Here is a 14,114-nt window from a genome sequence, read left to right as displayed (position 1 = left end):
CATGGCGGTCGCAACCACCTCGAGTACGACGACCCGCCCCGCGCGCGGCGGGCCGGTGCGCGCCCACAAGCTGCTCCAGCTGAACTGGTTCGGCGGACTGGCCGGCTGGATCTGGCTCGCGATCGTCGTCATCCCGCTGTACTGGATCGTCGTCACCAGCTTCAAGGACCAGAGCGACTACTTCACCCAGAACCCGTTCGCCCTGCCGTCCGCGCCGACGTCGGAGAACTACAAGCTGGTCATCGAGTCCGACTTCCCGCGGTACTTCATCAACAGCGTGATCGTCACCATCGGCACGATCGTCCCGGCGGTCGGGATCTCGTTCATGGCGGCGTACGCGATCATCCGCGGCGCCGGCAGCAGGTTCCTTGCCGGGGTCAACGGTCTGTTCCTGATGGGGCTGGCGATCCCGCTGCAGGCGACGATCATCCCGGTCTACCTGCTGATCATCAAGATGCACCTGTACGACAGCCTGCTCGCGCTGATCCTGCCGTCCGTGGCGTTCTCGATCCCGCTGTCGGTGCTGGTGCTGTCGAACTTCATCCGCGACGTACCCAAGGAACTGTTCGAGTCGATGCGGGTTGACGGCGCGACCGAGTGGGGCATGCTGCGCACGCTCGCGTTCCCGCTGACCCGGCCGGCCCTCGTGACCGTCAGCATCTACAACGGTCTCGCCGTCTGGAACGGCTTCCTCCTGCCGCTGATCCTGACCCAGAGCCCGGACAAGCGCACGCTGCCGTTGGCGCTGTGGACCTTCCAGGGTCAGTACAGCGTGAACGTCCCCGCGGTCCTCGCCTCGGTCGTCCTCACCACGTTGCCGATCGTCATCCTGTACGCCGTCAGCCGCCGCCAGCTGCTCTCCGGCCTGACCGCGGGCTTCAGCCGCTAGAGACGTCTGCTCCGGGGTCTGATCGCCCACGACGCGAGCGCCAGTACGGCGAACGTGGCGGGGGCGATCATCCCGGAGTACTGGTGCGCGGCGGCGTTCGAGGCCGCCGCGCCGATCATGTTGATCAGCACGCCGGCGTACGCCCACTCCTTCAGCCGCGGCAGCCCGGGCGCGAGCACGACGACCGCGGCGATCAGCTTCGCCGTACCGAGGATCGTGGCCAGGTAGCTCGGGTACCCGAGGTCGATCATCATCGGGTAGAACGGCGGCAGCCGGAGCAGGTCCATCGCCCCGCCGACGGCACACTCCCCCACCACGACCGTGGTGATCGCCCAGTACGCGCTGCTCCTCATCGGACCACCTGCTATCGAAACGGTTCCGTACTCTTATCTATCGGTACGATAGCGTTTCGATGGAGGAGGATCAATGGACGCTGGCAGCTTCCGTGCCACTCGCGGGGACGGCGCGCGGCAGCGCATGCTCACCGCCGCTCTCGAGGTCCTGGACGAGGCCGGACTGGCCGGCTTCACGATGGAGGCGGTCGCGCGGCGGGCCGGGGCGAGCAAGGCCACGCTCTACCGGCGCTGGCCGACCACCGGCGCGCTGCTGGTCGACGCGATGGACGCCACCTTCCGCCCGTTCCCGGCGCCGGACACCGGGTCCGTGGTCTCCGACGTCGCCGAGATCCTGAACGCGTTCGTGACGATGCTCGAGCGGACGCCGTTCCCCCGCCTGCTGGCCGCGTTCATCGACGCCGCCGAGCACGACCCGGCGCTCTCGAGCCTGCACACCGACCTCACCAATCGACGCCGCGAGCCGATGCTCATCGTCCTGTCCCGCGGTCGCGATCGCGGTGAGCTAGGTCCCGACACCGACCCAGAACTGACCACCGACCTGCTCACCAGCCCGTTCTTCTACCGTCACTTCGTTGCCCACCGCCCCATTCCGCGCAGCATGGTCGACGATGTCGTCTCACGCGTCCTGTCCCCGAAGAGCTGACGCGTCCCGTCGGCTAGGACGATCATGCCGGCGCGACCCGGACGTGACTGCAGCCAGGTGAGCGCGTCGGCGCCGAGCGCAAAGGCTGCTGTGGCGTCGATGTCGGCCTGTGTGAGCGATCGGTGCACGACGGTCACCGACGCGAGTGCGGTCGGCGTCGTACCGCTGCGAGCGTCGGTGATGTGGTCACCGCGGCGGTGCAGCCCGGAGGTGGCGATCGCACCGTTGCGGATCGGCACGACGGCAACCACCTTGTCCGGGTCGTGCGGATCCTCGATGCCGATCCGCCACGCGGCCGAGTTCGGGCCGGCGACGCGACAGGTCATGTCTCCACCGGCGGACAGGCAATAGTCCGTGCCGGCCAACAGGTCGAGGGCCTGCGCAGCGCGCTCGACCGCCCATCCCTTCACAACGCCACTCGGATCCAGCCCGGCGGCCCGCCGTACATCGAACGCACCATGGGATTCGAGGCGCGCCTGCTCGCCGAGCGCGAGGACCTCCGCGACCTCGGGCGGGCAGTCCGTCACAGTCAGCTCGCCGCGGTTGAGCCGGCAGACGTACGAGTCCGCTCGATACGTGCTGAACATGCGGTCGGCGGCACGCAGTACGTCGAGGGCCTTCGCCCACGCGCGTGTTGCAACGTCGTCATCGGTATGGCGGCCGCGCAATGCCAGGCTGATCGGCATACCCATCACGTGCTCGACGTACCGCGTGGTCATTTCGCCTGATCCAGAGCGCTTTGCAGAGAACGGATGTAGCCGTCGCTGGTCACCGTCGCGCCGCTGACCATGTCGATGTCGGCACTCTGCGCCTGGACGGTCTCGTTGATCAGGATCGGCAGCGCGTAGTCGTTGATCTCGCCGTCGCGGCGATTCCCGTTCGGGTACTGCGGAACGCTGACGGCCGTGATCTTGCCGCTTTGCAGGGTGAGTTGGACCTGGACCGGTCCCCATTGCGTCTGCGCGACGTCGCCGGTGACCGTCGACGACCCGCCGGCCGAGGACGGCGCGGCCGTCGGAACCGAGGCCGCGCCTTCCCCACCGGCCTGCGGGGTCGAAGTCTGTGGGATCACGGCCTGCGGGCCGGAGGTCGACGTGTGGTAGCCGAACATGAGAGCCACGGCCGACGCCGTACCGAGGAACCAGAGCACGATGCGTTTCACGGGGTCACCACTTGAAGGTTTCGAGGTGGAGCCGTTCGGCCGGGAGGCCGGCGGCGTCGAGGGTGTGTTTGACCAGCTGGGTCCAGGCGTCGGGTCCGCACAGGTAGACGTCGCGGTCGGCGATGTCCGGGATCCAGTGCCTCAGGGCCTGCAGGTCGTCGAGCTCGCCGGGACCGGGGCCGAACCACGAGGTTGGGCTGCGCCGGTGGCCGGGCAGGGTCAGCAGGGACAGGCCGCGCTCGTGATGAAGCGCCTGCAACTCGCTCCGGAACAACTGGTGCTCGGTGTACCGCTGGATGAGAACGGCATCTCCCGGGGCGTAGTTGAGCCCCTCGGCCAAGGCCCGCAACGGGGTGATGCCGACGCCCGCTCCGATCAGCGCGATCCGCCGCTCGGTGCGGGCTCGCGCGCTCAACCGGCCGAACGGTCCCTCGACAAGGACGCGCGTACCTGGCCGTACGCCGCGAAGTGCGGCGCTGCCGTCGCCTGCTTCCTGGACCGTGATCCGCAGCTGCCGGCCGTCCGGCGCGGCGGACAACGAGTACGGGTTGGCGCGGGTCCAGCCGGGCCGGCCGAGGAATCGCCAGGAGAAGAACTGACCCGCCTCGGTCCGGAGCTGGTCCAGGCGCCGTCCGGTGACGTACACGGAGACAACTCGATCGGCCTCGGGTACGACGGCCGTCACCCGCAGCCGGTGGCGCGCGTTGCGCCAGATCGGCACCCCGATCCGGAAAATCAGGATCGCCGCGGCGGCCAGCGCCCAGGCGGTCCACCAGAAGACGGTCCGGCTGGTCGATGACAGGAACTCCTCACCGGTCCACAGCTGGTGCGGCAAAGCCAGTCCGACGCCGAGGTACGCGTACAGGTGCAGGAGATGCCACGACTCGTACCGGATCCGGCGCCGTGCTGCCTTGACGCTCGTCAGCACGCTCAGGAACAGGCACGCCGGCGACCGCGAGCAGCATGCCCGGATAGTCGACCGTGAGGTCCCACAGCATCGCGGGCGTCCTGCCCAACTCCCCCGCCGCGTAGCCCCAGGTGATCATGACGAGATGCGCCAGCATCAGGTTGAACGACGTGAACCCGGTCAGCCGGTGGATCCGCGCCAACTGGTCCTGCCCGTACGCGGCCTCGAGCATCGGGACCCGGGCCATCAAGACGACCTGCGCCAAGAGCAGTGCTGCGGCGAGTAGGCCGGTGAGCCGGCCGAGTGACGTGAGGCCGGTCGCCCAGCCGCCCAACTCCTGGACGCCGCCGTCGGCCACCCACCAGTAGGTGACCAGCAGCAGGCTCAACCACAACGTCACGAACGCGATCGTCCGCACCGTGCTGTCGGTGTGGGCCCGCCGACCAGGCAGCACGGCGGCAGGCGATTCGATCATGGCGGCTCCTCGGGATGGCGGATCCACCCCAGTGTCGAGTCGCCGGCTGAGCGCGCCCTTCGGTCTTCCTGTGAGCCTGCTGTGAAGCGGTCGTTCCAGGAAGCCGGTCTTACCTGTTGCCCGCGGCCGGGGAAATGGCTATTGTTGGGTATTTGTGCGGGCAATAAAAAAGACGCCCGATTGGGCATCTGTTTCCAGATTAGCAGATGTGATCGGGGGTTCGCAAGAGCATTGGGGGCAGCGTGACGGATCGACTACTCGCGGACGAGATCACCGCAGAACAAGGAGAAGTGGACCGGATGTACGACCGGCTGGACATTCTGCGCGAACGATCCCGGACGGAACTCGACCGGGTCCTGATCGAGGAAACCACCGGAACCGAACAAGGCTGGACCGAGCGCGAGTCGTTCACGGATCTGTTTTCCGGGCGATTCTCGCAGTTGTCGTCGGTGGAGCGGGGATTGTGCTTCGGACGGATCGACGAGACCGCGGGCGAACAGTTCCACATCGGCCGGATCGGGCTGTTCGACGACGACTACGAGCCAATCCTGATCGACTGGCGGACGCCGGTCGCGCAGGTGTTCTACCGGGCGACCGCGGCCGATCCGCTCGGCGTCAAGCGCCGCCGGCACATCCGGCTGCACGGACGAACCGTCGTCGCGGTGGACGACGACCTGCTCGACCTGGACGCGCTGGGTGACGGCGAGCGCGGCACGCTGATCGGCGAGGCCGCGTTGCTCTCGTCGCTGACCGCGAGCCGCACCGGCCGGATGAACGAGATCGTCGCGACGATCCAGTCCGAGCAGGACCAGATCATCCGGGCCAGCCTGCCCGGCGTCCTCGTCGTCCAGGGCGGTCCGGGCACCGGCAAGACCGTGGTCGCGCTGCATCGCGCGGCGTACCTGCTCTACACGCATCGCGAGCAGCTCGGGCGCAGCGGCGTACTCGTGGTCGGACCGAACAGCACGTTCATCCGCTACATCGACCAGGTGCTCCCCTCGCTCGGTGAGACCGACGTCGTCCTCGCGACGATCAGCGAGCTGTACCCCGGCGTCTCGGCGACCGCGCCGGAGTCGGTCGAGGCCGCGCGGATCAAGGGCGATCTGGCGATGGCCGACGTACTCGCGGAGGCCCTCAACCATTTCCGCGTCGTACCAGCGGCGCCGATCAAGCTGAAGGTCGACCAGCACGAGCTGGTACTGCGGCCGAACGCGATCCGGAAGGCGCAGCAGGGCGCACTGGCGGCGAAGGAGCAGCACAACCGGGCGCGGCCCGTCTTCGTCCGGCGGATCCTCAAGACGCTCACCCGCCAGATCGTGGAACGGATCGGCCGGCAGTACGTCGGTGCTGTCGACATCGAGGACATCGAGAAGGAGCTGGCCGAGGACGATCGTGTCCTGGAACTGCTGGACCGGCTGTGGCCGGAGCTCACACCGCAGCTCCTGATCTCGGTCCTGTTCTCCTCGGCCGATCGCCTGGCCGCGGCCGCGCCGCAGCTCACCGACGACGAGCGGGCCGCCGTACTGCGCCCGTTGACGGCGGACTGGAGTCAGTCCGACGTCGCGCTGCTCGACGAGGCGGCCGAGCTGCTGGGCGAGACCGCCGGAGTCGTTGCCGGACGCAACCGTCAGGCCGCCGAGGAGGTTGCCGCGGTGGAGGCCAACCGCGAGTACGCGCACGGGGTGATCGACATCGAGCTGACCGCCGAGCGGATCGAGATCATGCCCTGGGAGATCGAGCAGTTCAAGGACCTGATCGCCCAGCGCACGCGGCTGATCGACACCCCTGTCACGCTGGCCGAGCGCGCCGCGTCGGACCGCACCTGGGTGTTCGGCCACGTCATCGTCGACGAGGCGCAGGAACTGTCCGCGATGGACTGGCGGATGCTGATGCGCCGCTGCCCGCGTCGGTCGATGACGCTGGTCGGCGACATCGCCCAGACCGGCTCGGCCGCCGGCGTCCGCTCCTGGGCGGACGTCCTCGACCGCTACGCCCCACGCCGCTGGCGAACCGCCGAGCTGACCGTGAACTATCGCACCCCGGCCGAGATCATGGCCGTTGCCGCCGACATCCTCGCCGCCATCGACCCGACGCTGCGTCCGCCGGCCTCGGTCCGCGTCACCGGCACAGAGCCCGTGATCGAGAACGTCGCGGCCGAAAAGCTCACCGACGCACTGGCCACCGCGATCAAGTCGGCACGCGACGCGATCGGCGACGGCCACCTGGCAGTGATCGTTCCCACCTCACGCTACGAGGAGTTCGCCCGCGCCCTTCCCGACGCGGCCCACTCCAACGACCCCGCAGTACTGGACGCCGCGGTCGCCCTGCTCGACGTCAACCAGTCCAAGGGTCTCGAGTTCGACGCTGTCGTCATAGCCGACCCAACCACCATCACCACAGAGTCCCCGCGCGGCCTCTCCAACCTCTACGTGGCCACAACCCGTCCCACCAAACACCTGACCATCCTCACTCCGGTGTGACGGACTCCGCGGTCGTCGCGGCCCAGCTGGCGAGGAGTTTGAAGGCGTCGAGGGTCGGCGATCCGGGTGGGGCGGTGTAGACGACCATGGTCAGTCCGGGGTCGGACGGGAACTCCATGGCCTCGAAGTCGATCTCGAGGTCGCCGACGACCGGGTGATGCAGCTTCTTCGTGCCGGACCGGTGGAAGCGGACGTTGTGCGCCGCCCACCGGGTCCGGAACGTCTCGCTGCGGGTGGAGAGCTCGCCGATGAGCTGGGTCAGGGCCTTGTCGTGCGGGGTCTTGCCGGCCTGCAACCGCAACGACGCCGCGACGTCGTCGGCCGCGCGATTCCAGTCCACGAAGAAGTCCTGCGAGGCAGGGTCGAGAAACGTGAAGCGGGCGGTGTTCGCCGGACGGCGCGGATCGGCGAACATCGACGCGTAGAGGGCGTGGGACATCCCGTTGGCCGCGACGACGTCGAAGTTGGTGTTGCGGATCCACGCCGGTACGTCGGTGATCGCGTCCAGGATCTGCTGGAGCGCGGGCCGGAGCGCCTTCGCCGGCGTACGTCGACGGACCGGCGCGGCGTCGGACTCGCGGGCGAGTGCGTACAGGTGGTCCCGCTCGGCGTCGTCCAGCTGCAGCGCCCGGCTGAGCCCTTCGAGAACGCTCTCGGACGCGCCCGCCAGATTCCCGCGCTCGATCCGCACGTAGTAGTCCACCGAGACTCCCGCCAGCAGCGCGACCTCCTCGCGGCGCAGCCCCTTCACGCGACGATTTCCGCCGTACGCGGGCAGACCTGCCTGCTCCGGTGTCAGGCGGGCTCGCCGGGAGCTGAGGAACTCCTTGATCTCGGCTCGGTGGTCCATGCACACAACATTACGGACCGTCGCCGCGACGAGGGAGGCACTGGCAGTACCTGGAACGACAGGATCTCCCGCGTGCACAGTGCGTGACCTTCACTGGATCCATGCGAGCGACTTACCTGTACGGCCCCGGCGATGTCCGAGTGATCGACGTACCGGATCCGGTGATCCAGCAACCAACTGATGCCGTGGTGCGGGTGGTCGGATCCTGCATCTGCGGCAGCGACCTGCATCCGTATCACAACCTGCCCGTCACGCCGGGCGGCAAGACCATGGGCCACGAGTTCGTGGGTGTGGTCGAAGACCTCGGCCGGGACGTCACCACGCTGCGGAGGGGCGACTTCGTCATCGCGCCGTTCGCGTGGTCCGACGGGACCTGCGACTTCTGCCGCGAGGACTTGCAGACGTCCTGCCGGCACGGCGGCTTCTGGAACGCGAACGGTGTCGCCGGCGGTCAGGCCGAGGCTGTCCGCGTACCACTGGCGGACGGCACGCTGGTCAAGGTGGCCGGGGGCGACGACCCTGCGTTGCTTCCTTCGTTGCTGACGCTGTCCGACGTCTACGGGACCGGCTATCACGCTGCGCTCAAGGGCGGCGTCTCGGCGAAGACCACCGTCACCGTGATCGGCGACGGGGCAGTCGGGCTGCTGGCGGTCCTCGCGGCGCGGCAGTTCGGCGCCGAGCGGATCATCCTGATGGGCCGGCACAAGGACCGCACCGATCTCGGTGTCGAGTTCGGCGCGACCGACGTCGTGGCCGAGCGTGGCGACGAAGGTATCGCCAAGGTCCGCGACCTCACCGGCGGCGACGGCACCCACGTGGTCCTCGAAGCGGTCGGCCACTTCCCGGCGTACGAGCAGGCCCTCGGCGTGGTCCGCCCCGGCGGCGTGATCAGTCGCGTCGGAGTCCCGCAGTACGACGAGGCGCCGATCGGGTTCGGCACGCTCTTCCTGCCGAACATCACCCTGACCGGCGGCCCGGCCCCGGCCCGCGCGTACATCGAACGGCTCCTGCCGGGCGTCCTCGACGGAAGCGTTGCCCCCGGCAAAGTGTTCGACCGGACCGTCGACTTCGACGGCATCGCGGACGGCTACCGCGCGATGGACGACCGCGAGGCCCTCAAGGTGCTCATCCGGCCGTGGTGATCGCCCAGCAGTGAGGAAACGGTCACTGTTGGTGAGATCGGTGGGCAAATGTGTAAATTCTGTAACGAGAAGAGTGCCGGAGGTACTCCACCTGACGTAATCTGCCCAACCATGCACAGAGGCGAACGGCGGGCCAAGCGGCCCAATGCCGTGATGTCGGTGTTCGTGTTCCTGCTGGTCAGTGTTCTCGCCGGAGCACTGAGCGCCGGGCTGGCCCTCCCCTTCGCCGGCCTGGCTGGCGTGACGACGGCCACCGCGCACGACACCGTGCAGTACCTGCCCCAGGACCTGAAGACCGCTCCGCTGGCCGAGAAGACCATCATCCAGGACGCGGCCGGTAAGACGATCGCGACGCTGTACCAGCAGAACCGGACGCCGGTGACGCTGAAGCAGATCAGCCCGGTCATGCTGAAGGCGATCGTCGCGATCGAGGACGACCGGTTCTACGAGCACGGCGCGATCGATGCCAAGGGCACGCTGCGCGCGCTGCTGCGCAACCAGTCGTCGGGCGGGGTGCAGCAGGGCGGTTCGAGCATCACCCAGCAGTACGTGAAGCTGAACCTGATCAACAAGGCCCGCACGCCGGAGGAGGTCAAGGAGGCCACCGCCGAGACGTACGAGCGGAAGATCGCCGAGCTGCGCTACGCGATCGCGGTCGAGAAGGAACTGAGCAAGAGCCAGATCCTCAACGGCTACCTGAACCTGGCCTTCTTCGGCGACCGCTCGTACGGCGTCGAGGCCGCGGCCATGCACTACTTCGGCGTCCACGCCGCCAAGCTGAACCTGCCGCAGGCCGCGATGCTGGCCGGTCTGGTGAAGAACCCGACCGGCTACGACCCGATCGACCAGCCGGTCCGGGCCAAGGCACGCCGCGACGTCGTCCTGCGCCGGATGCAGGAGCTGAACATCATCAACGCCAAGCAGGCGGCGGAGGCGATCAAGACGCCGGTCATCGACCCGGGCAAGGTCCGGGTCGCACCGAGCGGCTGCGCGAACTCGAAGTACCCGTTCTTCTGTGAGTACGTGGTGTCGAAGCTCAAGGAGAACGCGGCGTTCGGCAAGACGCCGGAAGATCGCGAGAACTACATCGAGACCGCAGGCCTGGTGATCAAGACCTCGCTCGACCAGAAGATCCAGGCGGCCGCGCAGACCTCGATCAACCAGCACTCCAAGGCCGGCGACCAGGCCGTCGCCGCGATCACGATGGTCGAGCCGGGCACCGGCCTGGTGAAGGCGATGGCGCAGAGCCGCTCGTACGGCTCGAAGAAGGGCCAGACGGCGTACAACTTCAACGTCGAGAAGTCGTACGCCGGTGGCTTCGGCGGCTTCCAGAACGGTTCGACGATGAAGGCCTTCACGATCGCGGCCGCGATCGCCAAGGGCGTGCCGACGACGTACCGGATCAACTCGCCGCAGACGATCAGCCTCGGCGGCAAGGAGTTCAGCACCTGTAGCGGCCCGACCTCGGTCGACAGCTACAACCCGACCAACTCGACCAAGACGATCGCCGACCCGTCGATGGTCGACGCGGCCAAGGCCTCCACCAACACGTACTTCCTGCAGCTGTCCGAGCAGATCGGGCTCTGCCCGATCGCCACGATCGCCTCGAAGCTCGGCATGTACGACGCGCAACTGCTGAAGCCGCTGAAGCAGGTCGTCTCGTTCACCCTCGGCTCGGCCGGTCTGATCACGCCGCTGATGCTGTCGAACGCCTACGCGACCTTCGCGGCCCGCGGCATGTACTGCAACCCGCAGATCGTCACGTCGGTCACCGTGATCAAGACGCAGAAGGCGATCCCCACCCCTGGCCCGGGCTGCCACCGGGTGCTCTCGCCGGGCGTCGCGGACGGCGTCAACTACGTGCTGCACCAGGTGATGATCAACGGCGGAACCGGGTCCAAGCTGAACTTCGGCAAGAGCGACCTGGCCGGCAAGACCGGAACGATCCAGGAGAACCAGGCGGTCTGGTTCTCCGGCTACTCGTCCAAGCTCGCGGCCGCGGCCGTCGTCGGGGACGCCGATCCGCCGGCGGAGAACCTGATCAAGCAGGTCTTCAACGGCAAGAAGCTGAAGGACGCGTCCGGTTCCGGAACCGCGGGCCCGATCTGGGAGACGGCGATGCAGGCCGCCCTGCAGGGCATCCCGACCAGCAAGTTCGTCAAGCCGGACGACAAGATCATCCGCGGCAACGTGAAGGACCTGCCCTACCTGAAGGGCATGACCCCCGCGGATGCCGGCGCCAAACTGCTGTCGATGGGCTTCAAGGTCGTCATGTCGCACGGCGACCGGGTCGACTCCGACGCCCCCGCCGGCACCGTCGCCTGGACCAACCCCCGCCAGGAGGACGGCGCACCGGCCGGCTCCACGGTCACGCTGATCATCTCCAACGGCAGCAAGGCCCAGCCGACAACCCCACCCACCGTCCCGCCGACCGTCCCGCCGGTGCCACCCACCGCACCACCCACCATCAAACCCCCACCCAACATCCCCACCTGCCTCCCCCAGATCCCCAAATGCCACCCCCGCCACGGCGGCTGACCCTGGTCCCCCGTTTCAGCGCGCTGCCGGGCGATCACTAGGCTGGGGCTCAACACCTAGCACTTGTGAAAGGACTCCCCGGTGAGTGTGGATGAGTTGGCTGGTCAGGTTGAGCGGGCGCGGCGGGATTACGAAGCGCTGGTGGCCAAGGGGCTCAAGCTGGATCTGACGCGGGGGAAGCCGTCGCCCAAGCAGTTGGACGCGGCCAACGGGGTCCTGGGGCTGGATGGCGAGCCGGTGGCGGCCGACGGGACCGACCTGCGCAACTACGGCGGCCTGCAGGGGCTGCCGGAGGTGCGGGCGATCTTCGCCGAGGACCTGCAGGTGCCGGTCGAGCAGCTGCTCGCCGCCGGGAACTCGAGCCTCGAGCTGATGCACGACGCGGTCGTGTTCGCTCTGCTCGGGAAGGTTCCGGGCGCCGAGCAGCGGTGGGCCGACGTGGAGGGCCTGGCGTTCCTGTGCCCGGTGCCCGGCTACGACCGGCACTTCGGGATCTGCGAGCGGTACGGGATCACGATGATCCCGGTGCCGATGACCCCCGAGGGTCCGGACATGGACGTCGTCGAGCGCCTGGTCGCGGAGAATGCCGCGATCAAGGGCATCTGGTGCGTGCCGAAGTACAGCAACCCCGACGGCACGGTGTACTCCGACGAGACGGTCCGCCGGCTCGCCGCGATGGCCACCGCCGCGCCGGACTTCCGGATCTTCTGGGACAACGCGTACGCCGTGCACCACCTGACCGACTCCCCCGCCAAGATCGCCGACGTGCTCGCCCTGTGCGCGGAGAACGGCCACCCGGACCGGGCGTTCGTGTTCGGCTCGAGCTCGAAGATCACGTTCGCCGGGGCCGGCGTGGCGTTCTTCGGTTCGTCGCCGGCCAACATCGAGTGGTGGCTGAGCCACACGGTCAAGCGGAGCATCGGGCCGGACAAGATCAACCAGCTCCGGCACGTGCAGTTCCTGCGTGACGCCGAGGGGTTGCGCGAGCACATGCGGACGCTGGCCGCGCTGATCCGGCCCAAGTTCGACGCCGTCGACAAGATCCTGACCGCGGAGCTCGGCGGCACCGGCCTCGCGTCCTGGAACGCGCCGGCCGGCGGCTACTTCGTGAGCCTGGAGGTCCCGGAGGGTTGCGCCCGCGAGGTCGTCGCGAAGGCGAAGGCGGCCGGTATCGCCATCACTCCGGCCGGCGCCACTCACCCCTACGGCGACGACCCGACCGACCAGGTCATCCGCATCGCCCCGACGTACCCCGAGCTGCCCGAGGTGGAAGCAGCCATCACCGGCCTGGCCACCTGCGTCCGCCTGGTGGCCGGCGAGAAGCTCCTCGCCGATCAGGCCGGCTGACGTCTCACCGCCGTGGCTTCGGGCGAGGCGATCTTCGGGCCGGGCGTCGCGCGCCGGCTCCAGGCCCAGTCCTGCAGCAGCCGGTCGTCGACATGGCGGCCTGGTTCCTGATGACGGTCAGCTTCGCGTGCTGCGCGATCGTCGTACTGCGGACGTCCGACGACGACTGGGACGTCCCCCCGCTCAGGACGTGAGCTCGAAGATCAGGCAGGTCGAGGTCGCGTGCGCGAGGAGTTTGCCGCGTTCGTCGTACAGGTGGGACTCGGCGATCGCCGTACGACGGCCGCGGCTGATGATCGCGCCCTCGCAGCGGAGTACGCCGGAGTTGACCGTGACCGGCTTGATGAAACGGGTCATCAGGTCGAGCGAGGTGTAGCCGACGCCGGCCGGCAGCGTCGAGTGGACGGTGCAGCCGGCGGCGGTGTCGAGCAGGGTCGCGATGACGCCGCCGTGCACCGAGCCGAGCGGGTTGTAGTGGAACTCGGCCGCCGGCATGAACACCGTGACCTTGCCTTCCTCGGCCTCGAACCCGGTCGCCCCGACCAGCTGCAGGATCGGCGGCGCCGGGATCAGCCCGTCCCGCATCGCCTGCAGCATCTCCAGCCCGGACGAGCCGCCGACCCGCACCGCCGTCTCGGCCGGGTCCGTCCAGGTGAAGGTCCGGCTCCGGGCGGCGGCTGCGTCGGCTTCGTCCGCCGGCACCTGCTGAGTCTCAGTCATGGATCGAGCCTCACACCACACCCCTGGGTCTGTCAACGAGACCTAGAACTCACTACGATGGCCGGATGAACAGCTTGACGACCTACAACGCGCTGGACTGGTCGGTGGCGAACTGCCCGATCGGCCGCACCATGGAGATCCTCGGCGAGCGCTGGACGGTCGTCGTGCTGCGCGAGGTGTTCAACGGCATCCGCCGGTTCGACGATCTCCGGGTCCGCACCGACATCCCCCGGCAGGTGCTGTCCAACCGGCTCGCCAAGCTCGTCGAGCACGGCATCCTGCGGCGTACGCCGTACCGCGAGCCGGGCGCTCGGCAGCGGTACGAGTACCGCCTCACCGCGCAGGGCCTCGATCTGTACCCGGTCCTGATCGCGATCCGCGACTGGGGCGACAAGTACCTCGCCGGCCCCGAAGGCTCACCGCTCACCATCGAGCATCGCGACTGCGGCGCGCAGGTCCACACCGAGCTCCGCTGCGAGTCCGGTCACGCGTTGACCACGCCACGCGACGCCGTACCTCGTCCCGGACCGGGGGCCCGCCGGCGGGCAAACGTATAAAACAAAGGGTTTTCGGTGGGTTTCGGTGGACCGGGTGTTTCTTCTCGC

General features: G+C 68.4%; 14 protein-coding genes. 7 read left to right on the top strand and 7 right to left on the bottom strand.

Annotation, left to right across the window (positions count from 1 at the left end):
- Window position 1 precedes the first annotated feature (1 nt).
- Window positions 2-889, top strand: a complete 888-nt coding sequence (locus tag ACIA58_RS21300) for a carbohydrate ABC transporter permease (protein WP_396405459.1) — start codon at window positions 2-4, stop codon at window positions 887-889.
- Here the strand turns inward: ACIA58_RS21300 and ACIA58_RS21295 are convergent.
- Window positions 886-1,242 carry a DoxX family protein gene (locus tag ACIA58_RS21295; RefSeq protein ID WP_396405458.1) on the bottom strand — a complete coding sequence of 119 codons (357 nt, stop codon included), beginning with the start codon at window positions 1,240-1,242 and terminating at the stop codon, window positions 886-888. The genes ACIA58_RS21300 and ACIA58_RS21295 overlap by 4 nt on opposite strands.
- A gap of 73 nt (window positions 1,243-1,315) precedes the next feature.
- Here ACIA58_RS21295 and ACIA58_RS21290 point away from each other — a divergent pair, with 73 nt between their 5' ends.
- Entirely contained in the window at window positions 1,316-1,888 is a 573-nt protein-coding gene (locus tag ACIA58_RS21290) for a TetR/AcrR family transcriptional regulator (protein WP_396405457.1), read from the top strand.
- On the opposite strand, the gene ACIA58_RS21285 is transcribed toward ACIA58_RS21290, so the two are convergent.
- Genes ACIA58_RS21285 through ACIA58_RS21270 form a run of 4 tightly spaced genes read right to left on the bottom strand, consistent with a single transcriptional unit; the run spans window position 1,810 to window position 4,432 of the window.
- A complete protein-coding gene (locus ACIA58_RS21285) occupies window positions 1,810-2,607 on the bottom strand; it encodes an FAD:protein FMN transferase (protein WP_396405456.1) in 798 nt (265 codons plus the stop codon). The two genes, ACIA58_RS21290 and ACIA58_RS21285, sit on opposite strands and share 79 nt — an antisense overlap.
- Entirely contained in the window at window positions 2,604-3,050 is a 447-nt protein-coding gene (locus ACIA58_RS21280; RefSeq protein ID WP_396405455.1) for an FMN-binding protein, read from the bottom strand. Before ACIA58_RS21280 ends, ACIA58_RS21285 begins: the two co-directional genes overlap by 4 nt.
- Before the next feature lie 4 nt (window positions 3,051-3,054).
- Complete coding sequence (locus ACIA58_RS21275) at window positions 3,055-3,978, bottom strand: oxidoreductase (RefSeq protein ID WP_396405454.1); 924 nt, start codon at window positions 3,976-3,978, stop codon at window positions 3,055-3,057.
- Window positions 3,860-4,432, bottom strand: a complete 573-nt coding sequence (locus tag ACIA58_RS21270) for a ferric reductase-like transmembrane domain-containing protein (protein ID WP_396405453.1) — start codon at window positions 4,430-4,432, stop codon at window positions 3,860-3,862. Before ACIA58_RS21270 ends, ACIA58_RS21275 begins: the two co-directional genes overlap by 119 nt.
- A 242-nt stretch (window positions 4,433-4,674) precedes the next feature.
- Here ACIA58_RS21270 and ACIA58_RS21265 point away from each other — a divergent pair, with 242 nt between their 5' ends.
- Window positions 4,675-6,912 (top strand): HelD family protein, encoded by a 2,238-nt coding sequence (locus tag ACIA58_RS21265; RefSeq protein ID WP_396405452.1) that lies wholly within the window; start codon window positions 4,675-4,677, stop codon window positions 6,910-6,912.
- On the opposite strand, the gene ACIA58_RS21260 is transcribed toward ACIA58_RS21265, so the two are convergent.
- Complete coding sequence (locus tag ACIA58_RS21260; protein ID WP_396405451.1) at window positions 6,899-7,762, bottom strand: helix-turn-helix transcriptional regulator; 864 nt, start codon at window positions 7,760-7,762, stop codon at window positions 6,899-6,901. The two genes, ACIA58_RS21265 and ACIA58_RS21260, sit on opposite strands and share 14 nt — an antisense overlap.
- A gap of 101 nt (window positions 7,763-7,863) precedes the next feature.
- Between ACIA58_RS21260 and ACIA58_RS21255 the strand changes: the two genes are divergently transcribed.
- The 3 genes from ACIA58_RS21255 to ACIA58_RS21245 all read left to right on the top strand — a co-directional run bounded on the left by ACIA58_RS21255 (window position 7,864) and on the right by ACIA58_RS21245 (window position 12,789).
- Entirely contained in the window at window positions 7,864-8,904 is a 1,041-nt protein-coding gene (locus ACIA58_RS21255) for a zinc-binding dehydrogenase (protein ID WP_396405450.1), read from the top strand.
- A 111-nt stretch (window positions 8,905-9,015) separates the two neighbouring features.
- On the top strand, window positions 9,016-11,442 hold the full coding sequence (locus tag ACIA58_RS21250; protein ID WP_396405449.1) for a transglycosylase domain-containing protein: 2,427 nt from the start codon (window positions 9,016-9,018) through the stop codon (window positions 11,440-11,442).
- An 81-nt stretch (window positions 11,443-11,523) separates the two neighbouring features.
- Entirely contained in the window at window positions 11,524-12,789 is a 1,266-nt protein-coding gene (locus tag ACIA58_RS21245; protein WP_396405448.1) for an aminotransferase class I/II-fold pyridoxal phosphate-dependent enzyme, read from the top strand.
- A gap of 183 nt (window positions 12,790-12,972) precedes the next feature.
- On the opposite strand, the gene ACIA58_RS21240 is transcribed toward ACIA58_RS21245, so the two are convergent.
- Entirely contained in the window at window positions 12,973-13,509 is a 537-nt protein-coding gene (locus ACIA58_RS21240) for a PaaI family thioesterase (RefSeq protein WP_396405447.1), read from the bottom strand.
- 65 nt (window positions 13,510-13,574) lie between these two features.
- On the opposite strand from ACIA58_RS21240, the gene ACIA58_RS21235 reads away from it, so the two are divergent.
- Complete coding sequence (locus tag ACIA58_RS21235) at window positions 13,575-14,066, top strand: winged helix-turn-helix transcriptional regulator (RefSeq protein ID WP_396405446.1); 492 nt, start codon at window positions 13,575-13,577, stop codon at window positions 14,064-14,066.
- Window positions 14,067-14,114 lie beyond the last annotated feature (48 nt).

It is taken from the genome of Kribbella sp. NPDC051586 (assembly GCF_044453965.1).
Lineage (GTDB): Bacteria > Actinomycetota > Actinomycetes > Propionibacteriales > Kribbellaceae > Kribbella.
The sequence above is the reverse complement of the archived record's forward strand: the minus strand, read 5'-3'. Positions and strand labels throughout refer to the sequence as shown.